Annotated in this window: 28 protein-coding genes; 15 read left to right on the top strand and 13 right to left on the bottom strand. The window is 58.6% G+C overall.

Going from position 1 to position 25,669, the window contains the following annotated elements; all coding sequences use genetic code 11:
* The first annotated feature begins 59 nt into the window (after positions 1-59).
* From ACN0Q0_RS03710 to ACN0Q0_RS03700, 3 genes are all read left to right on the top strand, one after another.
* Entirely contained in the window at positions 60-1,241 is a 1,182-nt protein-coding gene (locus tag ACN0Q0_RS03710; RefSeq protein WP_417242022.1) for an aminotransferase class I/II-fold pyridoxal phosphate-dependent enzyme, read from the top strand.
* Between the two features lie 13 nt (positions 1,242-1,254).
* Positions 1,255-4,200, top strand: coding sequence for a DNA translocase FtsK 4TM domain-containing protein (locus ACN0Q0_RS03705; protein ID WP_417242021.1), 2,946 nt, complete (start codon positions 1,255-1,257; stop codon positions 4,198-4,200).
* 99 nt (positions 4,201-4,299) lie between these two features.
* Positions 4,300-4,908, top strand: coding sequence for a LolA family protein (locus ACN0Q0_RS03700; RefSeq protein ID WP_417242020.1), 609 nt, complete (start codon positions 4,300-4,302; stop codon positions 4,906-4,908).
* Positions 4,909-5,004: 96 nt separating this feature from the next.
* Here the strand turns inward: ACN0Q0_RS03700 and ACN0Q0_RS03695 are convergent, their stop codons facing one another.
* Positions 5,005-5,589 (bottom strand): lytic transglycosylase, encoded by a 585-nt coding sequence (locus ACN0Q0_RS03695; protein ID WP_417242019.1) that lies wholly within the window; start codon positions 5,587-5,589, stop codon positions 5,005-5,007.
* A 100-nt stretch (positions 5,590-5,689) separates the two neighbouring features.
* Positions 5,690-6,571: an AEC family transporter gene (locus ACN0Q0_RS03690; RefSeq protein WP_417242018.1), complete on the bottom strand. Its 882-nt coding sequence runs from the start codon at positions 6,569-6,571 to the stop codon at positions 5,690-5,692.
* Between the two features lie 85 nt (positions 6,572-6,656).
* Between ACN0Q0_RS03690 and hspQ the strand changes: the two genes are divergently transcribed.
* Positions 6,657-6,983, top strand: a complete 327-nt coding sequence (gene hspQ / locus ACN0Q0_RS03685; RefSeq protein WP_417242017.1) for a heat shock protein HspQ — start codon at positions 6,657-6,659, stop codon at positions 6,981-6,983.
* 13 nt (positions 6,984-6,996) lie between these two features.
* On the opposite strand, the gene ACN0Q0_RS03680 is transcribed toward hspQ, so the two are convergent.
* The gene (locus ACN0Q0_RS03680; protein WP_417242016.1) at positions 6,997-7,482 is read right to left on the bottom strand and encodes an ATP-binding protein; all 486 of its coding nucleotides are present in this window, start codon (positions 7,480-7,482) and stop codon (positions 6,997-6,999) included.
* Positions 7,472-7,816, bottom strand: coding sequence for an STAS domain-containing protein (locus ACN0Q0_RS03675; protein ID WP_417242015.1), 345 nt, complete (start codon positions 7,814-7,816; stop codon positions 7,472-7,474). Before ACN0Q0_RS03675 ends, ACN0Q0_RS03680 begins: the two co-directional genes overlap by 11 nt.
* Before the next feature lie 90 nt (positions 7,817-7,906).
* Here ACN0Q0_RS03675 and ACN0Q0_RS03670 point away from each other — a divergent pair, with 90 nt between their 5' ends.
* The 3 genes from ACN0Q0_RS03670 (at position 7,907) to ACN0Q0_RS03660 (ending at position 9,823) form a co-directional block, all read left to right on the top strand.
* Positions 7,907-8,365, top strand: coding sequence for a GAF domain-containing protein (locus ACN0Q0_RS03670; RefSeq protein ID WP_417242014.1), 459 nt, complete (start codon positions 7,907-7,909; stop codon positions 8,363-8,365).
* Positions 8,366-8,374: 9 nt separating this feature from the next.
* The gene (locus tag ACN0Q0_RS03665; protein WP_417242013.1) at positions 8,375-9,040 is read left to right on the top strand and encodes an RluA family pseudouridine synthase; all 666 of its coding nucleotides are present in this window, start codon (positions 8,375-8,377) and stop codon (positions 9,038-9,040) included.
* 129 nt (positions 9,041-9,169) lie between these two features.
* Positions 9,170-9,823, top strand: coding sequence for a peroxiredoxin (locus tag ACN0Q0_RS03660; protein WP_417242012.1), 654 nt, complete (start codon positions 9,170-9,172; stop codon positions 9,821-9,823).
* An 84-nt stretch (positions 9,824-9,907) separates the two neighbouring features.
* Here ACN0Q0_RS03660 and ACN0Q0_RS03655 read toward each other — a convergent pair whose 3' ends face one another.
* The 3 genes from ACN0Q0_RS03655 to pnp form a co-directional block, all read right to left on the bottom strand.
* Positions 9,908-10,288 carry a VOC family protein gene (locus ACN0Q0_RS03655; RefSeq protein ID WP_417242011.1) on the bottom strand — a complete coding sequence of 127 codons (381 nt, stop codon included), beginning with the start codon at positions 10,286-10,288 and terminating at the stop codon, positions 9,908-9,910.
* A 69-nt stretch (positions 10,289-10,357) separates the two neighbouring features.
* Positions 10,358-11,098: a helix-turn-helix domain-containing protein gene (locus ACN0Q0_RS03650; RefSeq protein WP_417242010.1), complete on the bottom strand. Its 741-nt coding sequence runs from the start codon at positions 11,096-11,098 to the stop codon at positions 10,358-10,360.
* Positions 11,099-11,282: 184 nt separating this feature from the next.
* Complete coding sequence (gene pnp, locus ACN0Q0_RS03645) at positions 11,283-13,415, bottom strand: polyribonucleotide nucleotidyltransferase (protein ID WP_417242009.1); 2,133 nt, start codon at positions 13,413-13,415, stop codon at positions 11,283-11,285.
* A gap of 429 nt (positions 13,416-13,844) precedes the next feature.
* On the opposite strand from pnp, the gene ACN0Q0_RS03640 reads away from it, so the two are divergent.
* On the top strand, positions 13,845-14,531 hold the full coding sequence (locus tag ACN0Q0_RS03640; RefSeq protein ID WP_417242008.1) for an SGNH/GDSL hydrolase family protein: 687 nt from the start codon (positions 13,845-13,847) through the stop codon (positions 14,529-14,531).
* Positions 14,532-14,798: 267 nt separating this feature from the next.
* Here the strand turns inward: ACN0Q0_RS03640 and rpsO are convergent, their stop codons facing one another.
* Together rpsO and ACN0Q0_RS03630 are read right to left on the bottom strand one after the other, a co-directional pair.
* Positions 14,799-15,068, bottom strand: coding sequence for a 30S ribosomal protein S15 (gene rpsO / locus ACN0Q0_RS03635; protein WP_417242007.1), 270 nt, complete (start codon positions 15,066-15,068; stop codon positions 14,799-14,801).
* Between the two features lie 147 nt (positions 15,069-15,215).
* The gene (locus tag ACN0Q0_RS03630; protein ID WP_417242006.1) at positions 15,216-15,509 is read right to left on the bottom strand and encodes a DUF5665 domain-containing protein; all 294 of its coding nucleotides are present in this window, start codon (positions 15,507-15,509) and stop codon (positions 15,216-15,218) included.
* Positions 15,510-15,676: 167 nt separating this feature from the next.
* Between ACN0Q0_RS03630 and ACN0Q0_RS03625 the strand changes: the two genes are divergently transcribed.
* A complete protein-coding gene (locus tag ACN0Q0_RS03625) occupies positions 15,677-16,675 on the top strand; it encodes a hypothetical protein (RefSeq protein ID WP_417242005.1) in 999 nt (332 codons plus the stop codon).
* Between the two features lie 22 nt (positions 16,676-16,697).
* On the opposite strand, the gene ACN0Q0_RS03620 is transcribed toward ACN0Q0_RS03625, so the two are convergent.
* From ACN0Q0_RS03620 to rbfA, 3 genes are read right to left on the bottom strand one after another with little or no spacing between them, the layout of a single operon-like run.
* Positions 16,698-17,204, bottom strand: coding sequence for a DUF1643 domain-containing protein (locus tag ACN0Q0_RS03620; protein WP_417242004.1), 507 nt, complete (start codon positions 17,202-17,204; stop codon positions 16,698-16,700).
* A 52-nt stretch (positions 17,205-17,256) separates the two neighbouring features.
* Complete coding sequence (truB, locus tag ACN0Q0_RS03615) at positions 17,257-18,165, bottom strand: tRNA pseudouridine(55) synthase TruB (RefSeq protein ID WP_417242003.1); 909 nt, start codon at positions 18,163-18,165, stop codon at positions 17,257-17,259.
* Positions 18,165-18,590 carry a 30S ribosome-binding factor RbfA gene (gene rbfA, locus ACN0Q0_RS03610; protein WP_417242002.1) on the bottom strand — a complete coding sequence of 142 codons (426 nt, stop codon included), beginning with the start codon at positions 18,588-18,590 and terminating at the stop codon, positions 18,165-18,167. Before rbfA ends, truB begins: the two co-directional genes overlap by 1 nt.
* A gap of 113 nt (positions 18,591-18,703) precedes the next feature.
* On the opposite strand from rbfA, the gene dapB reads away from it, so the two are divergent.
* Entirely contained in the window at positions 18,704-19,513 is an 810-nt protein-coding gene (dapB, locus tag ACN0Q0_RS03605) for a 4-hydroxy-tetrahydrodipicolinate reductase (protein ID WP_417242001.1), read from the top strand.
* Positions 19,514-19,538: 25 nt separating this feature from the next.
* Here the strand turns inward: dapB and ACN0Q0_RS03600 are convergent, their stop codons facing one another.
* The gene (locus tag ACN0Q0_RS03600; protein WP_417242000.1) at positions 19,539-19,754 is read right to left on the bottom strand and encodes a DUF1674 domain-containing protein; all 216 of its coding nucleotides are present in this window, start codon (positions 19,752-19,754) and stop codon (positions 19,539-19,541) included.
* Between the two features lie 47 nt (positions 19,755-19,801).
* Here ACN0Q0_RS03600 and ACN0Q0_RS03595 point away from each other — a divergent pair, with 47 nt between their 5' ends.
* The 5 genes from ACN0Q0_RS03595 to ACN0Q0_RS03575 all read left to right on the top strand — a co-directional run bounded on the left by ACN0Q0_RS03595 (position 19,802) and on the right by ACN0Q0_RS03575 (position 25,616).
* A complete protein-coding gene (locus ACN0Q0_RS03595; RefSeq protein ID WP_417242444.1) occupies positions 19,802-21,082 on the top strand; it encodes an RsmB/NOP family class I SAM-dependent RNA methyltransferase in 1,281 nt (426 codons plus the stop codon).
* A 108-nt stretch (positions 21,083-21,190) separates the two neighbouring features.
* Entirely contained in the window at positions 21,191-22,936 is a 1,746-nt protein-coding gene (locus tag ACN0Q0_RS03590) for a heparinase II/III family protein (RefSeq protein ID WP_417241999.1), read from the top strand.
* 28 nt (positions 22,937-22,964) lie between these two features.
* Positions 22,965-24,554: a bifunctional phosphoribosylaminoimidazolecarboxamide formyltransferase/IMP cyclohydrolase gene (purH, locus tag ACN0Q0_RS03585; protein ID WP_417241998.1), complete on the top strand. Its 1,590-nt coding sequence runs from the start codon at positions 22,965-22,967 to the stop codon at positions 24,552-24,554.
* 33 nt (positions 24,555-24,587) lie between these two features.
* Positions 24,588-25,061 (top strand): signal peptidase II, encoded by a 474-nt coding sequence (gene lspA / locus ACN0Q0_RS03580; protein ID WP_417241997.1) that lies wholly within the window; start codon positions 24,588-24,590, stop codon positions 25,059-25,061.
* Between the two features lie 57 nt (positions 25,062-25,118).
* The gene (locus ACN0Q0_RS03575; RefSeq protein WP_417241996.1) at positions 25,119-25,616 is read left to right on the top strand and encodes a DUF3035 domain-containing protein; all 498 of its coding nucleotides are present in this window, start codon (positions 25,119-25,121) and stop codon (positions 25,614-25,616) included.
* Positions 25,617-25,669: the final 53 nt, after the last annotated feature.

Genomic DNA, 25,669 nt, shown 5'->3' with positions numbered 1-25,669 from the left:
ATCTTGGGCGTAATGAACCGGGCGAAAATGATCCGGAAAATGAGGCAGTAGCAGTAATCATGACGTTCCCTGAGCGGTTTTCAAACCTGCCAGAATATGCGTTCCCGCGTTTGCGGAGCCTTCTCGACGCGCATGCGGCGGGTGGCGATGTGATGCATATGACCATTGGCGAACCCCGCCACGCCATGCCCGATTTCGTGGCGGGCGTGTTGGCGGAAAATGCGCACCTGTTTGCCAAATATCCCGCCAATGACGGTACAGACGCTTTGCGTGCGACTATCGCTGCATGGATTGCCCGCCGGTTTGGCGTGACCGTCGATCCCGCCACCGATGTGATGGCGCTCAATGGCACGCGCGAGGGGTTGATGAACGCCTGTATCGCCCTGTGTCCCGAGACCAAGCGTGGCAAACAGCCCGTGGTTTTGACACCCAACCCGTTTTATCAGGTCTACGCCGTGGCGGCTGTGACCGTGGGGGCCGAGCCTGTGTTCGTGCCTGCAACCCGCGAAACGGGGTTCTTGCCCGATTATGCGGGATTGCCCGCCGATGTGCTTGACCGGACCGCCATTGCCTACATCTGTAGCCCGTCCAATCCACAAGGGGCTATTGCGTCACGCGACTATTTGCGCGACCTGATCGCACTGGCCGAAAAGCACGATTTCAAAGTGTTCGCGGATGAATGCTATTCCGAAATTTACCGCCGCGAGAAACCCGTGGGCGCGTTGCAGGTGGCACGTGAAATGGGCGCGGACCCCGAGCGCGTGGTGATTTTCCACTCGCTGTCCAAGCGCTCCAACATGCCCGGATTGCGGTCCGGCTTTGTGGCGTCGGGACCAAAAAATATTCACCACATCAAACAACTGCGGGCCTATTCGGGGGCGCCGCTGCCGTTGCCGGTTCAGGCGGTCTCGGAACGGGTGTGGGCCGACGAGGCACATGTCGACGTCTCACGCGCGCTCTACGTCGAGAAATTCAATATCGCGGACGAGGTATTCGACGGCATCGCGGGGTGCGCGGCACCCGATGCGGGATTTTTTCTGTGGCTGCCTGTCGCCGATGGCGAAGAGGCGGCGATAAAACTCTGGACGCGCACAGGCATTCGCGTCCTTCCAGGCGCGTATTTGTCGCGTGACGCGAACGGGCAAAACCCCGGCGCGGGCTATATCCGGGTCGCTTTGGTGGCCCCAAAAGAAGAAACACAGCGCGGGCTCATCACGCTTCGCGACTGTTTGTACGGGTAGGAAAGAGGCAAAGATGGCATCGTATCAGGCACGCGGGAGAGACCCTCTTTTTGATCGCAACACGCAAGCGGTCTTGGAGCGGCGCAGCAAGGAACTCATCGGGATCTGCCTGTTGGGCGTGGCTGTTGTGTTTGCTTTGATGCTTGGCTCCTATGTTCCCGAAGATCCGTCATGGATTTCCGTGACCGAAGCCCCTGTCCAGAATATTCTCGGGCGTGCCGGTGCGATGGTCGCCTCGCCGCTGATGATCGTTGTCGGCTATGCCGCATGGGGTCTGCCGTTGGTGTGTGGCGCATGGGGGCTGCGGTTCGTGCTTCACCGTGGTGCCGAACGCAGCCTGTCACGCTCCGTGTTCGCCCCAATCGCCATTGCTGTCGCCGCTGTTTTCGCCTCCTCCTATGGCACCACGACACAGGGGTTTGGTGGGCTGTTCGGAGATACGGCGCTCGGGGCGCTTGTCGGACTGTTGCCGATGGGGGCCGCATGGTCGCTCAAAACGATGACCTTTGTCAGCCTTGCTGCGACCGTCATTGCGGCGCTCTTTGTGTTGGGTTTTACCCGCTCCGAATTGAATACGGGCCTGCGCTTTCTCGTGTTGGGCGTCGTGTCGCTTTACGCTGTTTTGCTGCACATTTTGGGACGCACCGCCAAAGGCTCCGTTTCGGCCACCCAACGTATGGCGAGCCATGCCGCCGAGCGCCGTGATGTGCGCCGTGCCGCAGCGGCACAAGCGGCCGAACGACAGGCCGCGATTGACGCGCAACATGCACATGCGGCCCCTGTCGCCGCGCCGCGCGTGGTGCGGGCCGATGCGCATATGGTTGCCCCTGCGCCCGCGGGATACCCCGCCGAACCGGCCCCCGCAAAACCGTCTCTTTTGGGCGGCTTGCTCAAACGCACGCCGGAACCGGCCTACGACCTCGAACCCGAATTGATCGAGCCGGAGCTTGCCCCCGAGCCGCCTGTGACCCACGGCAATGATCAACGGATTTCGGCAAAGATTTCGACCATTATCAGTTCGCGCGCCCGTGCCGGCGCACGCCCCGCCGAGACCCCCGAACGTGTGGAGCCGCCATTGAGCGCCGCGCAAAAGGCTGCCGCACGCTACAAAAAGGGTCCCGCGCCGATGATCCTCGCGGACGGGCCACGCGCCGCCACCGCATCGGCATTCGATGCGCAGCAGGGCTATGACGCACCGTCCGGATATGCAGACCCCTATGATGATGGCTATGGCGACCCCTATGCGGGCGCTGACGAGGAGCCGGTTATCGAGCCGTTGGACGTGCCTGATTACGTGTCCCCCCAAGCGCAACGGTTCACGCCCGCCCCTGCGATTCCCGAGGCCAAAAAGGTTGTGCAGCACCCCGTGCGCAAACCTGCCGTCCCGTCGAAACAGGCACAGGCCGAGGCGCAGCCTGCGCTCAAATTCGACCCGAAAGAGGCCGAATACGAAGTTCCGCCACTGTCCTTGTTGGAAAACCCGATCCACATCGAGCGCCACACCCTGTCCGACGAGTCGCTCGAAGAGAACGCGCGGATGCTCGAAAACGTGCTCGACGATTACGGCGTCAAAGGCGAGATTGTCTCCGTGCGCCCCGGCCCCGTTGTGACCATGTACGAACTGGAACCCGCTCCGGGTCTCAAGGCTTCGCGCGTGATCGGTTTGGCCGATGATATTGCACGCTCGATGTCGGCGCTTTCGGCGCGTGTGTCCACCGTTCCCGGCCGGTCGGTGATCGGCATCGAATTGCCCAACGAACATCGCGAAACCGTGTCGTTCCGCGAAATCCTGTCGACCCGTGATTTCGGAGACGGCAACCAAAAGCTACCGCTTGCCCTCGGCAAGGATATCGGCGGCGACCCCGTTGTGGCCAACCTCGCAAAGATGCCCCACCTGTTGATCGCGGGGACCACCGGTTCGGGTAAATCCGTGGCCATCAACACCATGATCCTGTCGCTCCTCTACAAGCTGACGCCAGAGGAATGCCGCCTGATCATGATCGACCCGAAGATGTTGGAGCTGTCCGTTTATGACGGCATTCCACACCTGTTGTCGCCGGTTGTGACCGACCCGAAAAAGGCGGTTGTGGCGCTCAAATGGGCCGTGGCGGAGATGGAAGACCGCTATCGCAAAATGTCCAAAATGGGCGTGCGCAACATCGACGGTTATAATGGCCGCGTCAAAGATGCGCTTGATAAAGGCGAGATGTTCTCGCGCACCGTACAGACGGGATTTGACGACGAGACGGGGGATCCCATCTTTGAAACCGAAGAGTTCCAACCCGAAAAAATCCCCTATATCGTCGTGATTGTTGACGAGATGGCCGACCTGATGATGGTTGCGGGCAAGGAGATCGAGGCCTGTATCCAACGCCTCGCCCAGATGGCGCGGGCCTCTGGTATTCACCTGATCATGGCGACACAGCGTCCGTCCGTCGACGTGATCACCGGCACGATCAAGGCCAACTTCCCCACACGTATCTCGTTTCAGGTGACGTCCAAAATCGACAGCCGCACCATTTTGGGTGAGCAAGGCGCCGAGCAGCTTTTGGGCATGGGTGACATGCTTTACATGGGCGGTGGCGGTCGGATCACGCGGTGCCACGCGCCGTTTGTGTCGGACGAGGAAGTCGAAAAAATCGTGTCCTATCTCAAGGCCTATGGCCCGCCCGATTACGTTGGCGGCGTGGTCGAGGGACCTGCGAGCGACAAGGAAAGCGACATCGATGCCGTGCTTGGCCTGTCGACAGGCGGAAACACCGACGTCGAGGACGCGCTTTATGACACGGCCGTGGCCATCGTCGTCAAGGACCGCAAATGTTCGACCTCCTACATTCAGCGCAAACTGTCGATCGGCTACAACAAAGCCGCGCGACTGGTTGAGCAAATGGAAGACGAGGGTGTCGTGTCCTCGGCCAACCACGTCGGCAAGCGCGAGATTCTGGTCCCCGAAAAATAGCGGCCACTCCGGAATCCTGAAATATGAAATCACGCGGAATTATGCCCGCGTGATTTCTTTTTAGGTGAAAGCAGTCCGTCGCGCGCCTATATCTACGCTATGACATTCATTCGTACCGCTTTGGCGCCCGCCCTTGTTGTGATCTCCCTCGCCGCGCCTGCCGCGGCGGACAAACTGTCGCTTGACCAGTTGTCGCAATACCTCAACACGCTCGGCACCGTGTCGGCCGATTTCGTGCAGACCAACGACGACGGGTCCAGATCCAATGGTGTTTTGACGATCAAGCGACCCGGGCGGATGCGGTTGGAATATACCACCTCAAAGGATCTGGTGCTGACATCGGGCGGTCAGGTCGGGGTGTTTGATGCGGGCTCGAACGAACCGCCACAGCGGTTCCCGCTCTCGAAAACGCCGCTCAACGTTATTCTCAAGAACAATGTGAACCTGTCGCAAGCCCGCATGGTCGTGTCGCACACAGAGGAAAACGGCGACACGGTGGTGCGCGCACAGGATCCTGCGCACCCTGAATACGGGTCGATCGATCTGATTTTTAGCGATACACCGGTTCTCAAGGCGTGGGTTGTGCATGATGACACGGGAGGATCGACCACGGTGCAACTGACCAGAATGCGTCTGGGCGGGAATGTTCCGGATGCACAGTTCAACATCATGGCCGAGGCCGACAAACGCGGGACGCCCGTGGACTGACGCCGCGCCGTCACGATGAACAGCAGACATGAAAAAGGGCGGCCCGTGCGGGACGCCCTTTGATGTTTTTGTCGTTCATTCCGTCCGGATGGACGCTTATGCCTTGCCGCAGGCCCTGAGCTGTGCGGCATAGGTGCTTGAGCGTGCGCCCACTTCGGCGGACACCCGCATCAGCCATGACTTCGCGCGGTAGCTGCCGCGGGCATAGCCGGTGCGGCCCTCGTGATAGGCGAGGTATTGCGCGCGGGCGTCGGATTTCGCGATGCCAAGCGTGTCGGTCGATTTCGCCATATACCACCCCATAAAATCGGTGGCGTCGTTGATGCGGTCACGCCGTGCGCCAAACCCGCCCTCGGATTTGCGGTACTCGTCCCATGTTCCGTCAAGGGCCTGCGCATAGCCATAGGCAGAGCTTTGGCGGCCCATGGGAATCACGCCGAGCACGAATTGATAGGGCGTGCGCGCGTTGCCGATGAATTTGCTTTCCTGATAGATTGTCGCCATCTGGACGTTGACGGGGATGCCCCACTTGCGCTCGGCGCGTTTCATCGCCCGCAGATAGTTCGGGTGTTGGCTCACGATGGAGCACGCATTGTCTAGGTTGCGCGGTGCGGAATGGTTGCCGCTACCGCAGGCCGACACCAATACCAATAGTGCGACTGTTTGGACTGCTTTACGCATGACTGCCTCTCGAGTTTTTTATCGTCTTTTTCCCGACACTACCCGATTTCACGCTTTGGTAAAATGCCTTTCCCGTGATCGTGAGGCCCGTCGGCAATAATCAGAGAAGCAGACCGAGCAACACGGGCAAGTAGATCACCGATAAAAGTGTCGAGGCCACGACGAGGCCCGCGACCTCTTGGGCCTCGGCGCCATATTTTTCGGCCAACATGTAGGATGTCACGGCAACGGGAGTGGCGATCTGGACCACCAGAACGGCAAAGGGAACAGAGGCAAGATCGAACCATGTGCCGACGACGGCGGCAATGCCCGCGCACAAAATCACCTTGCCGATAGACAGGGCCACCGCGCGTCCCATGCTTTTGACTTGCAGGCGGGCAACGGCGACGCCGAGTGTGATCAGCATGACGGGAATGGCGATCTGGCCAAGCAGATCGAGCGTGTTCATGGCAAAGGCGGGCAGGGTCCATCCCTGCCACAAGAACAAACCGCCCAGAACGGTTGCGCCGACAAGCGGTTCCTTGATCACCTTTCCCGGATGCCCGCCACCGGCCGTGACATAAACACCAAAGGTGAAGGACCACAGGGCCATGACGGCAAAAACGATCACGGCGTAGCTGAGGCCTTCGTCGCCGAATGCGAAGTAGGCCAAGGGCAGGCCGAGGTTGCCGGTGTTGCCGAAAATAAGCGGGGCGAGATAGGTGCGGATGTCCATTTTAAAGACTTTGACCACCACAAACGCGACCACCGTGACGGCGGCAAATGCAACCGTGGCGGCCAGAAACAGCGAGGTCAGGGCGGCGGGATCAATCTTGGCATTCACCAGCGCGACAAAGATCAGAGCGGGGATCGACAGGGTCATTGCAAGCCGCGTGACAAACTCGATCCGGTATTCATGACCTGCCTTGACCCACCCGAACCCGATGAGGGCAAGGATGAATACGGGGGCGACAATTTCAAGGACTGTTAGAACAAGCTGCACAGACTGTTTCCCGAATTTTTGGCTCCCCACCGTGGACAGCCCTAGGGTTAAAGGTCTACTAACCAGAAACGGGGGTTGCAATGTCATGCTAAAGACGCGCGCCAAATATCATCTTGGACAGGTCGTCAAACACCGCAAACACACCTTTCGCGGCGTGGTTTTCGATGTGGATGCCACATATTCCAAAACGGAAGAGTGGTACGACAATATTCCCGAGGCCAGTCGCCCCGAAAAAGATCAGCCGTTTTACCATCTGCTCGCGGAGAACGAGGAAAGCTATTACCTCGCCTATGTGTCGGAACAGAACCTGATTGCGGATTATTCAGGGGTTCCGGTGGAGCACCCCGACCTTCCCGATCTGTTCGGCCCGTTCGAGGACGGAACGTATCCGCTCCATTTCCAACTGAACTAATCGTACCCGCCGGTTAGGGACGGGTGTCATGGTTGGTGGCGCTATTCATGCAAAAGCTGAATACATTCGAGTTTCCGTTGCGGACGTAACGGAGATCGTGGGCCAGTTCACGGATCAAAAACCAGCCAAACCCGCCTTCTGGTAAATCATTGATCTCCCCGTTGATGGGCGCAAGGACGCCCAAGGGCGGCTCACCGTTTGGCATGGCTTGTCCGCGATCTGTCACTTTGAACTTTAACCGGCCGGGTTCGCCGGACACTTTCACCTCGATCATGCCCTCGCCGGTGTCGTCATAGGCGTGTTCGACGATGTTGTTGAGGGTTTCGGCCAGAACCAGTTCAATGGACGTGACTTCCTCGGACAAAAGCCCGCGCTCGGTCAGGGCGGCTTTTAAGGAACGCAAGGCTTTGCGCACGGACGTGTTCGACGCCTTCATCGACACCCGTTGAAGAATGCGTTCAGGCCGGACGGTGAATTCGGGGTCGACTTTAAGAAGCATGCTCTAATCCGGTGGTAACATCAGAAACGGCAGAGTGGATTTTGAACACTGTGTCCATGCGCGTGAGGTGAAACACCCGTTCGACCGGCGGCTGAAGCGCCGCCAGTTCAAGTGTCATTCCGTTGTCTAGCGCCTTCATACAGGCGACAACAGCCCCAAGGCCGGAGCTGTCGAGAAACCCGACCTGAGCCAGATCGAGCAACACACGATCCGGTGCGCCCTGTGTCAAATTCCGGATGCCATCCTTGAACTTGATGGCACTGGCCGCATCAATACGGCCCTCCTCGACGGTGATCAGGCGAAGATCGTCAAAATCCTTGTGCGTCAGTTTCATCGGCCTACCTATTCTTCGAACTCTTGCAGAGGGTAGGGGCAAATCGTTAAGAGCGGGTTTGCGCGTCACAATAAATAAAGGATTCCACAAATGGATGATGGACTGGACCAACGGGTCATTGCGCTCACGCAGGGCGAAACGGACGCTGTGGCGTTGATGGCCACCGTGGCCTGTGAGGTGCATCATAGCGACACGCGCTTTCACTGGACGGGATTTTACCGCGTTGTCGCGCCCGAACTGATGAAAATCGGTCCCTATCAGGGGGGACACGGGTGTCTTGTGATCCCGTTTTCGCGCGGGGTGTGCGGGGCCTGTGCGCGCACGGGCGAGGTGCAATTGGTCGATGATGTCGAAACCTTCGCCGGTCATATCGCCTGTGCCTCCTCCACGCGGTCCGAACTGGTTTTGCCTGTGCGCAACGCGGCGGGGGATCTCATCGCGGTTTTCGACATTGATAGTGACCTGCCCGCCGCGTTTACGTCACAAGATGCGGTACAGTTACAGGCGCTCCTCGATCAGGTCTTTGCGGATGTCGCGCCCGCGTGCTAGGCGCAGGACATGAACCCGATGACCTCTTCCGACTACACCCCGCCCGATGTTCCGCTCGACGTGATCCACGCCGACCATGAGGTTTTGATTGTGGGCAAACCGGCGGGGCTTCTCTCCGTCCCGGGCAAGGGCGAACACCTTGCCGATTGCCTGATTACGCGGGTGCAATCGGCCTTTCCGGAGGCGCTATTGGTGCATCGGCTCGACCGTGACACGAGTGGCGTCATGGTGTTTGCCCTCACGCGCCACGCCCAACGTCACCTCGGTCTGCAATTTGAAAAACGTCATATGAAAAAGACCTATCTGGCGCGGGTTCATGGCAAAATGGCCGAGCGCACGGGGACGGTTGATTTGCCGCTGATCGTGGATTGGCCGAACCGGCCCCGCCAAATGGTGTGTCACGAGACAGGGAAACAGGCGGTGACCGACTGGCGGGTACAGCGCTATGAGGACGACATTCCCGCCACCCGTGTGCGCCTGTTCCCCAAAACGGGCCGCACGCACCAGCTGCGCGTTCATATGTTGGCGCTTGGCCATCCGATTTTGGGCGATCCGTTTTATGCCACCGGTGCCGCGCTCGATGCCCCGCGTCTCATGTTGCACGCCGAAAACCTGAAGTTCCGCCACCCCGATGGCGGCAAAGGCATGTCGTTCACAGCCAAATGCCCGTTTTGACATAGGGCACATGGTCTCGTTGAGGCGTATTGTCGCGAACAGGGGTCTTTCCCCGATACGCCCTCTTTCAAAGTGGGCGTGCGCTCTTATGTTGTGGGGGACAGCTTCATAATGACAGAGGAGAAGACCATGGGCCTTCGTATCAACGACATCGTTCCCGACCTTACCGTTCAAACCGATCTGGGAGAGTTTTCCCTGCATGACTGGATTGGCGACAGTTGGGCGATCCTGTTTTCGCACCCCAAAGATTACACCCCCGTCTGCACGACCGAATTCGGGGCCGTTGCGCAACTGACCGACGAATGGGCTGCGCGTAACACCAAAGTGCTCGGTATTTCCGTTGATGGCGTCGAGGAACACAAAGGGTGGAAGGGTGATATCGAAAGCTTTGCCGGCACCAAGGCGGGTTTCCCGATTGTGGCCGATACCGATCTGGCGGTTGCGAAAGCCTTTGATATGCTGCCTGCCGAGGCCTATTTGCCCGATGGCCGCACACCCGCTGATACCGCCACCGTGCGCTCGGTCTTTATCATCTCGCCCGATAAAAAGGTGCAGCTGATTATGACTTACCCCATGTCTGTGGGCCGCAATTTTGCCGAGGTACTGCGTGCGCTCGACGGCTTGCAACGCACCTTCGGGCAACCGCTTGCAACACCTGCAAACTGGACCACAGGTCAGGACGTGATCGTCGCCACGGCGCTCGATGACGCCGCCGCCACCGAAAAATACGGCGCACTCGACAAAAAACTGCCCTACCTGCGGTTCGCAAAAGATCCGAAGTAAGCGGTTTGATACGCAAATAGCGCGGGCCCCCATCGGGGTGGCCCGCGCCGTTACTCGTTACACCAAACTCTTGGTCGAGCGTGTTTAGGTCATAGAGTTGAGGCCAAACATGTTGCCCTCGGTATCTTGGCACAATGTGACAAACCCAAACTCCCCGATTGAAAACTTCGGCCGGATAACAATGCCACCTGCATCGGCCACGCGGGCTTCTTCGACAGCGGTGTCTTGGGACGCGAAATAGACGATGGTGCCGCCAACTCCGGGGCCTGCGTGGGCAGATTTTGTCAACGCACCCGCCGCGCCATAGGTGCTCATATCCGCGTTGAAGCTCATCATCTGGGACTCACCCGTTGGATCAACGATCTCGACAAGCTTTTGGCCAAGGACCGTTTCATAGAAAGCCACTGCGCGGCTCAGGTCGTCTACATAGATGTCAAACCATCCAACTGCGTTCATTTTCGTCATGTCATGTTCCTCTGAATTGCGGGGTATGACACGAAACTACCGCGCTATCGCGGGTGTGTATTGTAGATATCAGACATCGAATTTCCGGTTGTACTTTCCGGGCGTGTAACCCGTTGCGTTGCGAAACGAGTGGATGAAATGCGACTGGTCGGCATAGGACCACGTGTCAGTGCCATTCAACGCCTGTTGCAAACGCAGGATTTTGAGAAAGTCATGCGGGGCAAACCCCGTGGTGCGCTTGAGCGTGCGTTGAAGTTGGCGTGTGGACAGGGCGCATACCTCGGCCATGTCGGCCACGGTACTGATCCAGTCGAGGTTTTGAAATATTTTTCCGGTCACCGGATTGGGGGCGACCAGTTTGGCGTCGACCAACATCTCCACCAACTGTACGAGGATCTTTTGTTGTTCCTTGAAATTCCGGTTGTGCAGGTCTGCGTTGACCCCGAGCAAGGGCAACTCACCCGTGTAGGGCACGCCTACCATCCCGTGCGCCACCTGCGCGCTGTCGCCTTGCCAGACACCGGGTAGAAACCGGATGTTCACAAAATGAAATGACCGCCCCAGATTGAACTCCTCGGAGGCGGCGCGCAATTTGGACACGCCCGTAATCTTGTCATTGAGTTGGTCGAACACGACATAGGTGCAGGCATCGGGCAGGGCGTGGAACCGATAATCGTCGGGCAATGCCCCGTCGGTCTTGAGCTCCAAAAACCGATGCACAACGCCGCGCAAATGGCTTGGGGGCTCGGCCTCGACGAATTGTACGTCTTGGACCGCCTTCTCGATGCCGTTGCCTTTGGGGTCGTACATCTGTGGTGTGCCTCCGATCCAGTGCCATTTTGCGGTCGGTCTTTTCTAACGGCACATTTCGAAATCGCAAAGCATCCTTGGGGCGATGCGGGTTGCGCCGCCTGTCGCGTCCCCTTGTCCGGAATGCGAAAAAGCCCCGCCGTTGCCAGCGGGGCTTTTCAATTCTTTCAAAGAAAAGGGAGGATTAGTCCTCTTTCTTCTCTTCTGCGATCTCTTCGCCCGTTGTCTGGTCAACCATTTTCATGGCCAAACGGACCTTGCCGCGGTCATCAAAGCCCAGGAGTTTGACGTAAACTTCCTGACCTTCCTTGAGGACGTCGGACGGGTGGTTGAGGCGACGGTTTTCGATCTGGGAGACGTGCACGAGGCCGTCACGCTTGCCAAAGAAGTTCACGAATGCGCCGAAATCGACGACCTTCACGACTTTACCTTTGTAGATCTTGTTTTCCTCGGGCTCTGCGACGATCGAGTGGATCATGTCGTAGGCTTTCTGGATGGCGTCACCGTTCGGGGATGCGATCTTGATGATGCCTTCGTCGTTGATGTCGACCTTGGCACCGGACACTTCGACGATCTCGCGGATGACTTTGCCGCCGGAACCGATCACTTCGCGGATTTTATCCGTTGGGATCTGCATGGTCTCGATGCGTGGTGCGTGGACAGAGAAATCGCCCGCGCCGGACAGCGCTTTGTTCATCTCGCCAAGGATATGCAAACGGCCCGCTTTGGCCTGAGCCAGAGCTTTTTGCATGATCTCGGGCGTGATGCCCGCGATTTTGATGTCCATTTGCAGCGACGTGATCCCGTTTTCGGTACCTGCCACTTTAAAGTCCATGTCGCCAAGGTGATCTTCGTCGCCCAGAATGTCGGACAAGATGGCGTATTCGCCGTCGTCTTCCATGATCAGACCCATCGCAACACCGGCCACAGCGGATTTGAGCGGAACGCCCGCATCCATCATGGACAGGGAGCCACCACAAACGGAGGCCATCGACGAGGAGCCGTTGGATTCGGTGATCTCGGAGACCACGCGCACGGTGTACGGGAAATCGGTGGGCGCAGGCAGAACCGCCTGAAGCGCACGCCATGCCAGTTTACCGTGGCCGATTTCACGACGACCCGGGCCAGACACACGACCAACTTCACCCACCGAGTAGGGAGGGAAGTTATAGTGCAGCAGGAAGTTCGATTTGTACGTGCCTGTCAGCGCGTCGATCATCTGTTCGTCGTCGCCGGTGCCGAGCGTGGTCACAACCAGACCCTGTGTCTCGCCGCGTGTAAACAGGGCGGAGCCGTGGGTGCGGGGCAGGATACCGGTTTCGGACACGATCGGACGGATCTGGTCCAGAGCACGACCATCGATACGCTTGCCCTCTTTCACGACAGTGCCGCGCAGGACGGAGGACTCGAGCTTCTTGAGAGCGGAACCGAGGTTCTCGTCAGCAAGCTGCTCCTCGCTCAAAGCGGCTTTGATGCCCTCTTTGGCGGCGGCAACGGCGGCAACGCGCTCTTGCTTGTCGGTGATCGCATAGGCCGCTTTCATCGCCGCCTCGCCGGCGCCCTTAACCGCGTCGAACAAGGCCGCGTAATCGGGGGCCTGGAAATCGAACGGCTCTTTGGCGCAATCTTCGGCCAGATCAATGATCAGGTCGATGACGGGCTGGATCTGCTCGTGGGCAAAGTTGACCGCGCCGAGCATCTCTTCCTCGGACAGCTCGTAGGCTTCGGACTCAACCATCATCACGGCGTCTTTGGTGCCGGCCACAACCAGATCGAGACGCTGCTCGGGGTTGTTGCGCAGCATGTGCATGTCGTCGACGGTCGGGTTGAGGATGTAATCGCCATCTTCATAACCGACGCGCGCACAGGCGATTGGGCCCATGAACGGTGCGCCAGAGATCGTCAGAGCCGCGGAGGCGGCGATCATGGCCACAACATCGGGATCGTTGACGAGGTCGTGGGACAAAACGGTACACATCACGAGCACTTCGTTTTTGAAACCCGGAACAAACAACGGACGGATCGGACGGTCGATAAGACGCGCAGTCAGCGTCTCTTTCTCGGTCGGACGCGCTTCGCGTTTGAAAAAGCCGCCCGGAACTTTACCGGCCGCATAATATTTTTCTTGGTAGTGAACCGTGAGCGGGAAGAAGTCCTGACCCGGCTTTTGCTGTTTGGCGAACGTTACGTTGGCCATAACGGAGGTCTCGCCCAGAGTGGCGATGACGGTCCCGTCAGCTTGGCGGGCAACTTTGCCCGTTTCCAGTGTCAGCGTCTCTTCGCCCCACTGGATGGATTTTTTCACTTCGTTGAACATCTAGCTATCCTAATTGGGAGCACTCCCGACCCCTGTCGGGTCTCCCGTTATATATGGCGGCCGCATTGCCGCCGACCCCTCGTATCTATCGTTCGCTATGCGGGGGTCGTCGCATAGACATCTCAGATATGCCGCGCACATACAGCAAAACCACGCTTTTGGAAAGAGGGTGCATGCGGGCGGCGTCCGGGCGGGTTCGCCACGGTGGTTTTCTGACGGTATCGCGTTGAATGGGGACAGAGGGGGCGGCGGAGGAAAGGGGCGAAAGCCCGCGCCGACCCACATCCCCGCTCCCCACGACAGTTTTCCTCACCGAATGTTGTGCTGTACCGGCGATTGGCGCGCGCGGCAAAGATCCGTAAACTTCCGTAAAGAGTTGTGCGATACTGTGTGCGTCACCATCGCATCCTTGATGCCGTGAGGTTTGATTTGATCCGTTTGTTTTCTCTTTTGAGCGGCCTGTTCTTTGCGCTCTGCGTCCCCGCGAGCGCACAAGAGGGGGCCAGAATTCTCGCCATCGGGGACTCCCTTATGGCGTGGCACGAGGCGGCGGGGCAATCGATTGCGGATGTCGTGGCCGAGCGCCTTGGCGAGCCTGTGGCAAACCGGTCTGTGAGTGGGGCGAAAATCATCCATGCCCTGCCGATCACGGGGGCTTTGGGAATGCGGATCGACAGTCAGTTCCAACCCAAAGGATGGGATTGGGTGATTATGACGGGCGGGGGAAATGATCTCGTTTTCGGATGCGGGTGTGGCGCCTGTGAACGTCGCATGGAGCGGATGATCGACGCCAATGGCACGCGCGGCAAAATTCCCGAACTGATCGCCCGTATCCGGGCCACGGGCGCGCGCGTCGTCTATATCGGCTACCTGCGCAGTCCCGGTGTCGGATCCATGATTGATGCCTGTTTGCCGATGGGCAACACGCTTGAGGCGCGGATCGCCGCAATGGCAGAGCGCGATGCGGGTGTGACGTTTCTGTCACTGGCGACGTTGACGCCGAACGGGGACCGGTCGATGCATGGTGTGGATATGATCCACCCGTCGGTGAAGGCGTCCCGTGTCATCGGGATGCAGGTGGCGCAGATTATCCAAAAGGCGGATAAAACCCGCTGACCTCATAACGCACGCCGGCCTCATGGGCCGCCCTGATCGCGGTTGTGTGTCGGGGGGCAACGGTTTTTGTGGGGTCGCAAGCGGGTGGGCTAGCCGCGTTTTGCGTTGGAAATTGTTTAAACCCTGCGCCCCAAAGATATGCATCTTGTCAAATAGTCTGTCCCGAAGATGTGTAACTTATCAATCTATTGGTCTAAATCCTGTTCAGAATGCACATGCAAAAAGCGCGCCCCGGGGGACGCGCTTTTCACTAAAATGTCTGTCAGCTTAGCGACGGATGCCGAGACGCTTGATAAGGTCGAGGTACCGTGCTTCGTCTTTGGACTTCGTGTAATCGAGAAGCTTACGGCGCTTTGCAACCATCATGAGAAGGCCACGGCGACCGTGGTTGTCTTTCTTATGGGTTTTGAAGTGCTCTGTCAGTGTCGCGATACGCGAGGAGAGGATGGCAACCTGTACTTCGGGCGAACCTGTGTCGCCGTCTTTGGTGCTGAACTCTTTGATAAGGCGTGCTTTTTCTTCTACAGTAATCGACATCGGGGTCTCCTTTAAAGGTTAGGGTACGAAGACGGCGCAGGCCGGGATGTCGTCCAGCAAGGCCCATGAACACCCGCATGTCACCACGCGGATGGGGGCGTATAGGCGGATTCTTTCAGAAAAGGAAGGGATTTTTGGCTGCGGGCGTTATTCGCCGGTCTCGACCCGTTGGCTTTCGCTCATGATTTCGGAGGCCAGTTGTTTGGCCCATTCCCCGACAATTGGAACGACTTCCATCTGGTTGAGGATGAACCCGACAATCGATACCAAAATCGTCGCCCCCGCGACAGAGCCAAACCCAAAGGCAAGGCCTCTAAGCAATTGAAACCACATGAGTTTCCACGTCGAGTTGTGAATTTTGACAAAGCGATGGTCGTTCAGGCGCCGCACCTCGGCGGTGAGCGCGTCCAGTTCGTCATTTTGGAGTTTGGCATCGGTCATGGCCTGCACGATAAGAGTATTTACAGAAAAAACAATGACCTAGGGCGCCCCCGAAGGAAAATTAATAAAGTTTAACAAGTGTTTAGTCTGAATTTTTGGCATTTTAACTTAACGTAAGCCCCAAAGTGTTGTATACATACGCGTGTATTTAGATTTGGGGTTTGCACATGTTATGGGCATTGGCACTTTTAGGGGTACTGCCAGCAGCGTTCCTGTTCGGCGATGATACCGCAGACTCTGATTCAGAGGCCGAGGCCGATGATATGTCCACGGCCCCTGTCGCGGATAACGCCGACGATGGTTCGGATGGTCTCTCTTTCCTTCTTGATGCCTCGAACATTGCCCTGCGCGATTCCCCACTGAATTTGTCCGATGAAGACGACGCAAGTGGCGAGGATGATGTTGTCCTTCCAAACGATCCGGATGTTGCGGCCACCCCTGGCCCGTCGGGTTCGGATACGGATGAGGTTGCGTCAATCACAGATCCCGATTCCGCCGCCGTTGCGGGGCCAGATGGTGCCGATACGGATGATGTTCTCGACGCCAATATGGACGATGAAAACGTTACGGGCGATTCGAGTGGCGAGACGGTGAATTACATTCTCGACGATGAGGGGGACAGCCTTGTCCTGCCCGACGCCCGTGAACAGGGCGGCACGGATGCGACGCTGACCGTTGAGGATGGCGTGGCTTCGTTGGAGACAGATGGCACGCTTAATGTCGTTCAGGGTGGCGCGGGAGATGACACCATCGGCGGCGGTGATGATGCGGCGATTGTGTTCGGAAATGCGGGCAATGACGCGCTATATGCGGGTGATGGCTCTGCGATCCTTGATGGCGGTGAGGGCGATGACACACTGGTCGCAGGTCAGGATGCCCATGCAAGCTACTACCTGAACGGCGGCGCGGGTAGCGATACGTTTGTCATGGAATTTGATTCCGCCGCCGGGATGCCAACAATCGAGATCGCCGATTTTGATCCCTTGGTTGATATCATTTCTATCGAGGTGGACGCGGTGACGGCCGCGAGCGGTCCGGTTGATTTGACGGTCACACAGACCGAGGATGGCCTTTCAAGCACGATCGAGATCAATGAAATCGTTGTCGCCACTGTGACAGGTGTCGCGAACCTCGACCCAAATATCATCGCGCTGACGGGCGTTTGATCCCGTCCCAATCCTGTTGCCTTTAAACCCAAAGTTCGGGTTGCGTCTCGTATGAGATATAGAGCGGGTGCTTGGGATGCCCCGCTTTTGAAAGCCCGAGGTGGAAAAGGTCGTGACCCGTTTCCCGCAGTAATTTCTCAACAGATGCGCCGCGCGATAGATGCGCCCCGTGCGTTCCCCACGCGCACACAATGCTGTCGGCCCAGTCACTGAACGCCAGAATCGTCGCATCATTTTCGGGACCAACGGGGTCGGGGGCTGCACGCATTTTTTTCGGGTCGGTGTCGCGCCACGCAAATATATTGGTGACACAAAAGGACCCGAACCCAAGTGCGCGGGCGCGGCGTTCGCATCTCTCGACGGTGGGGTCGTTTTGAACCTCGGTTGCCGTGGACGGGTTGAGCATAACGAAAAGCACTTTACGCCCGTGTGTATTCCACGTGCGGATCAGGGAATAGCGATAGGCCTCACAGTCGGAGTAGACAGCGACCGAGGGAGCATCATCTTTGATGTGTGTGCGTGTAATCATTGCGACATGAATGGCCGCTTGCGGCGCGTGGTGCAAGCGGCGTGTGGTCTGCCTAAAGGTTGAACACGCGGGACGGGTGCAATTCGCCGGACTTGAACACTCCGACCGCAACGGGTTGCCCCTCAAAGGACGCCCAGACCTCGTCGCCATATTCGACGCCATCCGCGGGGTAGACCATTCCGGGGTTGCCGTTGCCCAGACGGATTACGCCATCGGGGGTACAGCGCACCTCGTCGAGGTCGGCAAGGCCTTCCTGGATCGGGCGAATGTAGCTGTCGAGGCTTTCGGTTTTTGCGTGTGCGTCAAGGGTCTCGATGGTGATGCCATCAGAGGCCTCCCACGGTCCGGACCATTCGCGGCGCAGCCATTCGACGTGACCGAAACAGCCCAGAGCCGCGCCAAGATCGCGGGCAATCGCGCGCACATAGCCGCCTTTGCCACAAACCATTTCGAGCAAAACGTGGTCGTCGTCTGTGCGCTCGATAAAGCTCAACTCATCCACATACAGCGGGCGTGCGGCAATTTCGAACTCGGCATCATCGCGGGCCAGTTTATAGGCGCGTTCGCCGTCGATTTTGACGGCGGAAAACTTTGGCGGCACCTGCATGATATCACCGCGAAACGGAGCAAGTGCGGCTTTGATGTCGTCGTCGGTGGGGCGCATATCGCTTTCGGACAGGACTTCGCCTTCGGCGTCATCGGTGTTGGTGGCTTGGCCAAGGCGCACGGAAAACCGGTAGCATTTCAACGCATCGGTGATGAAGGGAACGGTTTTGGTTGCCTCGCCAAGGGCCACAGCCAGAACACCCGTTGCGTCGGGATCAAGCGTACCGGCATGGCCCGCTTTTTGTGCGTTCAAGGCCCAACGGACTTTGTTCACAACCGAGGTCGAGGTCATGCCTGCGGGTTTGTCCACGATGACCCAACCGTGGAGTGCGCGGCCCTTTTTGCGTCGGGCCATTATTCGTCCTCGTCAGTCTCTGGGGTGTCGGCCTTGTTGATGTCGCGCTGCACGCGCTCATCTTCGAACAGGCGACGGGTCGCGTCCATGCGGTCAAACGTATCGTCGAGCGCAAAGCGCAGCTCGGGCGTGTGTTTGATGCCCAAGGCCTTGCCAATGTGATGGCGGATTTCGCCACGATTGCGGCGCAGCGCCAAAAGGGCGGTTTCCGCGTCTTTGCCACCCAGAGGCAGGACAAAGGCGGTGGCCACACGCAGATCGGGTGACACGCTGACCTCACCCACGGTGATGGACATCATCGTGAGGTCGGGATCATGGATTTCTCCACGCGACAAAAGCTCCGACAGGCGTCTGCGGATGGCTTCGCCGATGCGAAGAGTGCGGTGCGAGCCACTCGGCCCGCTTGTATGAGATCGTTTTGCCATAGAGGCGAGATAGTCGTGATTGGCCGTTCATGCAAGCGAGCCTTTGCCAAATAACCAACCACGCGTTAAACCACGCGCAACGTAATTCCCGTCATTTCCACTGGAGACCGCACATGTCTGACCTTCCTGGCATCGTTATCACCGGCGCATCGGGCCGTATGGGCCAAATGTTGATCAAAACTGTTATGGCCTCGGACAAGTGTGCTTTGGTCGGAGCGGTCGAACGTACGGGCCACGATTGGGTCGGGCGCGATGTGGGGGAGGCTATGGGTGGCGCCGCGATTGGCGTGCGGGTCACGGACGATGCGTTGGAGGCGTTTGCAACGGCGCAGGCTGTGATTGATTTCACGGCCCCCGAGGCAACATTGGAATTCGCGGCCTTGGCGGCGCAGGCGCATTGCGTCCACGTGATTGGCACCACAGGGATGAGTGACGCACAGATCGCCAAACTGGAACCTGCGGGCCGCCATACGACGATCATTCGTGCGGGCAATATGTCGCTCGGTGTGAATCTGTTGACCAAGCTGACAAAGATGGTCGCACAGGCGTTGGACGATGACTACGACATCGAGGTGGTCGAGGCGCATCACAACCGCAAGGTGGATGCCCCGTCAGGTACCGCGCTGATGCTTGGAGAGGCCGCCGCCGAAGGGCGCGGTATCTCGTTGGACGATGTGCGCGATTCGGGGCGGGACGGGATCACCGGTGCGCGTCAAAAGGGCGACATCGGGTTTTCCGCGATCCGTGGTGGCGATATTGTGGGTGAACACGATGTGATGTTCATCAGTGGCGAAGACCGCATTATTTTGCGCCATGTCGCCAGTGACCGGTCGCTCTTTGCCAAGGGGGCCGTGAAAGCGGCGCTTTGGGGTCAGGGCCAAAAGCCCGGCGAATACGACATGATGGACGTGCTCGGGCTCTAAGCGGCTAACCGCATAGCGGGCCTCGTCAAAAATCGATGGCGAGGCCTTTTTTCTCCCAGTCACCATAGCGCACGGGCTCGGGGCCATCGCGGCCGCCAAGCTCGATCGGCATGGATTTTGCCTCTGCTTGGGCTTGCACGCGGCGCTCTTCGGCTTCGATCAGCGCACGTTGGGCCGCCGCCGGCAGGTCGGAAATGTCGCGTCCGTTTACAATGAGAGGCATTTCAGGCGTGTCGTTCATGGTCTAATCCTTGTCCGTGCGTTCATTCTGATATACCCGCCATGACCATGAAAACAAGTTCCTCAAAAGTCGCGGGCCTCGATCCGCGCCGTGTGGCCCTCGCATTGCTTGATGCGGTGACGATCGAAAACCGTCTTTTGTCCGAAGTCCTGACAAAGAAAACCGCTGTTCTCGCGTTTGATGACCGCGCCCGTGCGCAGCGTCTCGCGACAGAGTGTCTGCGGGTGATGGACCGGTGTGACCGGATGTTGGGGCCGTATTTGTCGACGCTTCCCGCGCCGCATGTGATGAATGCGCTGCGATTGGGCGTCTATGAGATGTGCGAGGCGGGCGAGGCATCCTATGGCGTGGTGAACAGCTATGTCTCGCTGATGCAGGAAAATGCGACATTTGCGCATTTCAAAGGGTTGATCAACGCGGTTCTGCGCAAGGTGTCGGGAGATATCGCCAAGTGGGAGACGCTGCCCGTTCCGATGATGCCCAAATGGCTGCGCAAGCCGTTGATTGCGGATTTCGGAAAAGCGACCGTTGCCGCAATGGAACTTGCGCAATCCAAAGGTGCGCCGCTTGATCTCACGGTCAAAGGCGATGCGGCTGCGGTGGCGGCAGCGACGGGTGGCACGGTTTTGCCAACGGGATCCGTGCGCGTGGATGGGGCTGTCCAGGTGACAAAACTTGCGGGTTTTGACGCGGGTGAATGGTGGGTCCAAGACGCGGCTGCGGCCTTGCCTGCCAAAATCCTTGCGGCCAAACCCGACGAGCGTGTGCTTGATCTGTGTGCCGCACCGGGCGGCAAAACGATGCAACTTGCGGCCACAGGGGCCGAGGTTACAGCACTTGATATTTCCGAGAGCCGGATGAAGCGCGTGACGGAGAACCTTGCGCGTTGCGGTCTGTCGGCGGAAATGATTGTCGGTGATGCCCTTGAATACGAGGGCGGGCCGTTTGATGCGATTCTTCTGGATGCGCCTTGCACGGCGACAGGGACCATTCGACGTCACCCCGATTTGCCCTATGCCAAAGACGGGTCTGATTTCCCGTCCTTGTTCGAGTTGCAAGAGCACATGATTGACCGTGCCTTGGGTCTTTTGAAACCCGGCGGACGGTTGGTCTATTGCACCTGTAGCCTGTTGATTGATGAGGGCGAGGAGCAGGTGCGCGATGCCTTGGCCCGTCACCCTGATCTGTGTGTGGACCTTGAGGCGTTGAAAATCCAAGGGGTCGAGGACGATTGGATCGGCGCAGAAGGTCTGCGCACGCGACCCGACTTTTGGGCCGAACGTGGCGGGATCGACGGGTTTTTCATTACGGTTTTCCGCCGCACGTGAGCGCGGGTATAAAACGGCAATGACAGATCGGCTGCGTCACGTTATCTTGCCCGCAAAACAACGACCCGCACACAGCGGGCGCAGGTGAGTTTAGTGAGGCAGACGCGGATGTCGCGGAAAGACGATTGGCGGGCAAAAACCATTCGTCGCATGAACAGGGTTCATGCGTGGCGTGCATCGCGTAGCAAACCCGCAATGGGGTTTGTGTCGCAACCCGAACCCAAATCTATCGGATCCTTTGCCAGAGGGCGTCAGCTGATCGCGGGTAACTTCTTGTTTGCCGGACATCTTGTGGAGGCGCCAAAGTCCTCCGTTTGGGATATCACGCCACCCACACCCGATTTCACCGAGGACCTGCACGGCTTTGCGTGGCTCGATGATTTGGCCGCGGTGGGGGACGTGAATGCGCGGGCGCGGACCCAGGACTGGATCAAGGAATGGATGCGTCGCCATATGAATGGCTCGGGCGCAGGATGGACCCCCGATCTGACGGGGCGGCGCTTGATCCGGTGGATCAACCACGCATTGTTTTTCCTGTCGGGACAAGACGCCGCGACCTCGGACGCCTTTTACAAAACCCTTGCACAGCAAACAATTTTCCTGACCCGCCGGTGGCATACGGCGTCCGAGGGCTTGCCACGGTTCGAGGCCCTTACGGGGCTTATCTATGCAGGTTTGTCGCTTCAGGGGATGGAAGAGCATGTTGCGCCCGCCGTCAAAGCGCTCGCGCGGGAATGTGATGCGCGCATTGACGCGCAGGGTGGATTGCCCACGCGCAACCCCGAAGAGTTATTGGAGGTCTTCACCCTGTTGACATGGGCGGCCTCGGCGCTGTCCGAGGCGGGAAAGGTCGCCGACGAGGCGCATCTGTCTGCCCTTGCGCGGATTGCGCCGACCCTGCGTGCGCTGCGACATTCCGATGGCGGGTTGGCGCGGTTCCACGGTGGCGGACGCGGTGCGGACGGGCGGCTTGACCATGCTTTGGCGGCCTCGGGTAGCCGCGATGCGGCGGGCGAGGGATTGCACATGGGCTATCTGCGGATCCACGCGGGGCGTACCTCCCTGATCACCGACGCGGCTCCGCCGCCCGCGATTCCCGTGTCGTTTAATGCCCATGCCTCGACCTTGGCCTTTGAGATGACATCGGGGCGACGCCCTGTGATTGTCAATTGCGGCTCGGGTGTGAGTTTCGGGCCGGATTGGCGCCGTGCCGGACGGGCGACCCCATCGCATTCCACGCTTGGGATCGAAGGGTTCTCGTCGTCGCGGCTTGGCCCGAAAACGATGGTCGGGGGACATTTGCGTGAGCTCTTGGTTGATGTCCCCACAGATGTACGGGTCGAGATGCGTGCCGGCGGCGACGATGTCGGGTTTGTTGGTGGCCATAATGGCTATGTGCGCACCCACGGTTTGACCCATGTCCGCCAGATTGATCTGAGCCATGACGGGCGTGGTTTGGCGGGTGAGGATACACTGGCCACGATCACCGGTGCGGATGAAAAGCAATTCGACCGTATGATGGACCGCCAAAAGCTTCAGGGTATTCCGTTTCAGGTGCGGTTCCATCTCCATCCCGATGTGGACGCCGAGTTGGATATGGGCGGTGCTGCCGTGTCTATGGCGCTCAAGTCGGGGGAGATTTGGGTGTTCCGCCATGACGGACGGGCAACTTTGAGCCTCGATCGGTCGGTTTATCTCGAAAAAGGACGATTAAAACCGCGTGCGAGCAAACAAGTGGTTCTATCTGCGGCCGCAATGGATTATGCGACGCGCGTCCGTTGGACTCTGGCGAAAGCGCAGGAGACGCCAAACACCCTGCGTGATCTAGAGATGGATGACGAGACGCCGAGTTGATTTAGACTTTTGATCTGGGGACTGCCACATGACCGATCTCGCACCTGTAAAGCGCGCGCTTCTTTCCGTATCCGATAAAACCGGCCTCGTCGCATTGGGCCAAGCGCTCGCTGCGAAAGGCGTTGAACTGCTGTCGACGGGCGGCTCCGCCAAGACATTGCGTGACGCGGGCCTCGACGTCAAAGACGTGGCGGATGTCACGGGCTTTCCCGAGATGATGGACGGTCGCGTGAAAACGCTGCACCCCAAAGTTCACGGTGGCTTGCTTGCCCTGCGCGACAATGCCGATCACGTCAAGGCGATGGATGCGCATGATATCGGCGCGATTGATCTGTTGGTGGTGAACCTCTACCCGTTCGAGGCCGCGCTTGCGCGGGGTGCGGGTTATGACGAAATGATTGAAAACATCGACATTGGTGGCCCGGCTATGATCCGCGCCGCCGCCAAAAACCACGGGTTTGTGACCACGGTTGTGGATGTCGAGGACTACGATGCGCTGATCGCGGAATTGGATGCAAATGGCGGTCAGACCACCTACGCCTTCCGTCAGAAACTGGCTCAAATCGCCTACGCCCGCACCGGTGCCTATGACGCAGCCGTGTCGACATGGATGGCCGATGCTCTCGGTGATACGGCCCCGCGTCGCCGCGTTGTCGCCGGCCAGATCAAACAGACCTTGCGCTATGGCGAAAACCCGCACCAAACCGCGTCCTTCTATGTTGATGGCTCTGCGCGTGCGGGGGTTGCAACCGCGACCCAACATCAGGGCAAAGAGCTGTCCTATAACAACATCAACGACACCGATGCGGCATTCGAATTGGTTGCCGAATTCGATCCCGCCGAAAGCGCCGCCGTTGCGATTATCAAACACGCCAATCCCTGTGGTGTGGCCAAGGGGGCTACGCTTCTGGAGGCCTATCAAAAGGCGTTCGATTGTGACCGCACGTCTGCGTTCGGCGGCATTGTCGCACTCAACAAGGCGCTCGACGCGGACACAGCGGCGGCAATCACCGAGATCTTTACCGAAGTCGTCATCGCCCCCGGTGCATCCGATGAGGCAAAGGCGATCTTTGCGGCGAAAAAGAACCTGCGCCTTTTGACCACGGACGGCTTGCCGGACGTATTGGCGACCTCGAACACGGTGCGTCAGGTGGCAGGCGGAATGTTGGTTCAGAACAAGGATGCGGGCTTCATCGGTCTCGATGATCTGCGTGTCATGACGGAAAAAACGCCGACCGAAGAGCAACTTCAGGATCTGTTGTTTGCATGGAAAGTTGGCAAGCACGTCAAATCCAACGCCATTGTTTATGTCAAAAACCAAGCCACTGTCGGTGTCGGCGCGGGACAGATGTCGCGCCTCGACTCGGCGTTGATCGCCGCGAAAAAGGCCGAGCGTATGGCCGAGGCGATGGGCCTTCCCGCGCCACTGACCATCGGGTCGGCTGTGGCGTCCGATGCGTTCTTCCCGTTTGCGGACGGCTTGCTTGAGGCCGCGGCTGCGGGGGCGACCTGTGTGATCCAACCAGGTGGCTCGATGCGCGACCAGGAGGTCATCGATGCGGCCAATGAGGCGGGTCTGGCGATGGTCTTTACGGGTATGCGCCACTTCCGTCACTAATTGATCCACCCGAAACACCGAATTGGAGAGCGCATGCGCCTAACCCTCTGGACAGCTTTGATCACGTTTGTTTTCGATCAGATGTCGAAATGGGTCGTGGTGCATGCGCTCAATTTGCGCTCCGTGGGTGAGATTGTTGTCGTAGATCCCTATCTCGTTTTCCGGATGGCATGGAATGATGGTGTCAATTTCGGTCTGTTTTCCGAGTATGCGGTGTTTATGCGGTGGATCTGGATCGGGTTGGCTGTTGTCGTGTCGATCTGGGTCGCTACATGGGTGCGTAAAGAGGGATTCTCGGCCATCGGCAACCTGAGTGCGGGTCTGTTGATTGGCGGGGCGCTTGGCAACGCGCTTGATCGCGTGCTTTACGGCGCCGTGGCGGATTTTCTCAACACCTCATGTTGCGGCTTTTCCAACCCCTATTCGTTCAACGTCGCGGACATCGCGATTTTCGCAGGGGCGTTCGGTCTTATCCTTTTCACGGGTGATGGTAAAAAGCGGGCGTGACGTCCTCGTTCGCTTGCGTTACATATGGTCTGGCAAACGGCTTAAGGGACGGGGTTCATGCAATTTAAGGCTCTAAATACGGGATTGTGCCTGATGGTGATGCTCGCGTTGACAGCGTGTGCGCCCAAAGCGGATTTGCGCCCCGCCGCGATCTCGACCGGCCCTGATGAATTTGGTGTCGTTCCGTCCAAGCCGCTCGAAGCGCCAACCGATTTCACGACCTTGCCGACCCCGACGCCCAAAGGCGGCAACCTTGCCGATCAACAACCCAAAAACGATGCAATTGTCGCACTTGGCGGACGGCCCAACACGGGCAGCGACGTTGACGGCGGGATTGTGTCCTATGCCTCGCGTTTTGGTGTCAATCCGGCGATCCGCACCGATCTTGCGGCCGCGGACGAGGCAAAACTCAAACGCAGCGGGTGGGCGGGTTTGCCGTGGCAGAAAAACAAGTATGAGCGAGCGTATAAACGCTTTGCGCTTGACCCTTTTTCCGAGTGGCAACGCCTGCGTGCGCTTGGTGTGAACGTGCCATCCGCGCCGCCCCGCAACTAACGCACCCTCCTGTTCGATCACATCCACGTCACCCCCGCTTGCTCTTCGCTTGC

Source organism: Celeribacter sp. (assembly GCF_048259695.1).
GTDB lineage: Bacteria > Pseudomonadota > Alphaproteobacteria > Rhodobacterales > Rhodobacteraceae > Celeribacter.
This window is presented reverse-complemented; position numbering and strand designations above follow the sequence as displayed.

Bases quoted from the DNA above. Each gene is read 5' to 3' on its own strand.
- ACN0Q0_RS03595 (WP_417242444.1), top strand. From the start codon at position 19,802: ATGAAAACAAGTTCCTCAAAAGTCGCGGGCCTCGATCCGCGCCGTGTG.
- ACN0Q0_RS03695 (WP_417242019.1), bottom strand. From the start codon at position 5,589: ATGCGTAAAGCAGTCCAAACAGTCGCACTATTGGTATTGGTGTCGGCC.
- rbfA (WP_417242002.1), bottom strand. From the start codon at position 18,590: ATGGCAAAACGATCTCATACAAGCGGGCCGAGTGGCTCGCACCGCACT.
- ACN0Q0_RS03665 (WP_417242013.1), top strand. From the start codon at position 8,375: ATGAACCCGATGACCTCTTCCGACTACACCCCGCCCGATGTTCCGCTC.
- ACN0Q0_RS03655 (WP_417242011.1), bottom strand. From the start codon at position 10,288: ATGACGAAAATGAACGCAGTTGGATGGTTTGACATCTATGTAGACGAC.
- ACN0Q0_RS03630 (WP_417242006.1), bottom strand. From the start codon at position 15,509: ATGACCGATGCCAAACTCCAAAATGACGAACTGGACGCGCTCACCGCC.
- ACN0Q0_RS03650 (WP_417242010.1), bottom strand. From the start codon at position 11,098: ATGTACGACCCCAAAGGCAACGGCATCGAGAAGGCGGTCCAAGACGTA.
- ACN0Q0_RS03670 (WP_417242014.1), top strand. From the start codon at position 7,907: ATGGATGATGGACTGGACCAACGGGTCATTGCGCTCACGCAGGGCGAA.
- hspQ (WP_417242017.1), top strand. From the start codon at position 6,657: ATGCTAAAGACGCGCGCCAAATATCATCTTGGACAGGTCGTCAAACAC.
- ACN0Q0_RS03575 (WP_417241996.1), top strand. From the start codon at position 25,119: ATGCAATTTAAGGCTCTAAATACGGGATTGTGCCTGATGGTGATGCTC.
- ACN0Q0_RS03620 (WP_417242004.1), bottom strand. From the start codon at position 17,204: ATGATTACACGCACACACATCAAAGATGATGCTCCCTCGGTCGCTGTC.
- ACN0Q0_RS03700 (WP_417242020.1), top strand. From the start codon at position 4,300: ATGACATTCATTCGTACCGCTTTGGCGCCCGCCCTTGTTGTGATCTCC.
- ACN0Q0_RS03675 (WP_417242015.1), bottom strand. From the start codon at position 7,816: ATGAAACTGACGCACAAGGATTTTGACGATCTTCGCCTGATCACCGTC.
- ACN0Q0_RS03600 (WP_417242000.1), bottom strand. From the start codon at position 19,754: ATGAACGACACGCCTGAAATGCCTCTCATTGTAAACGGACGCGACATT.
- rpsO (WP_417242007.1), bottom strand. From the start codon at position 15,068: ATGTCGATTACTGTAGAAGAAAAAGCACGCCTTATCAAAGAGTTCAGC.
- ACN0Q0_RS03625 (WP_417242005.1), top strand. From the start codon at position 15,677: ATGTTATGGGCATTGGCACTTTTAGGGGTACTGCCAGCAGCGTTCCTG.
- ACN0Q0_RS03680 (WP_417242016.1), bottom strand. From the start codon at position 7,482: ATGCTTCTTAAAGTCGACCCCGAATTCACCGTCCGGCCTGAACGCATT.
- ACN0Q0_RS03590 (WP_417241999.1), top strand. From the start codon at position 21,191: ATGTCGCGGAAAGACGATTGGCGGGCAAAAACCATTCGTCGCATGAAC.
- truB (WP_417242003.1), bottom strand. From the start codon at position 18,165: ATGGCCCGACGCAAAAAGGGCCGCGCACTCCACGGTTGGGTCATCGTG.
- purH (WP_417241998.1), top strand. From the start codon at position 22,965: ATGACCGATCTCGCACCTGTAAAGCGCGCGCTTCTTTCCGTATCCGAT.
- pnp (WP_417242009.1), bottom strand. From the start codon at position 13,415: ATGTTCAACGAAGTGAAAAAATCCATCCAGTGGGGCGAAGAGACGCTG.
- ACN0Q0_RS03710 (WP_417242022.1), top strand. From the start codon at position 60: ATGACGTTCCCTGAGCGGTTTTCAAACCTGCCAGAATATGCGTTCCCG.
- ACN0Q0_RS03660 (WP_417242012.1), top strand. From the start codon at position 9,170: ATGGGCCTTCGTATCAACGACATCGTTCCCGACCTTACCGTTCAAACC.
- lspA (WP_417241997.1), top strand. From the start codon at position 24,588: ATGCGCCTAACCCTCTGGACAGCTTTGATCACGTTTGTTTTCGATCAG.
- dapB (WP_417242001.1), top strand. From the start codon at position 18,704: ATGTCTGACCTTCCTGGCATCGTTATCACCGGCGCATCGGGCCGTATG.
- ACN0Q0_RS03705 (WP_417242021.1), top strand. From the start codon at position 1,255: ATGGCATCGTATCAGGCACGCGGGAGAGACCCTCTTTTTGATCGCAAC.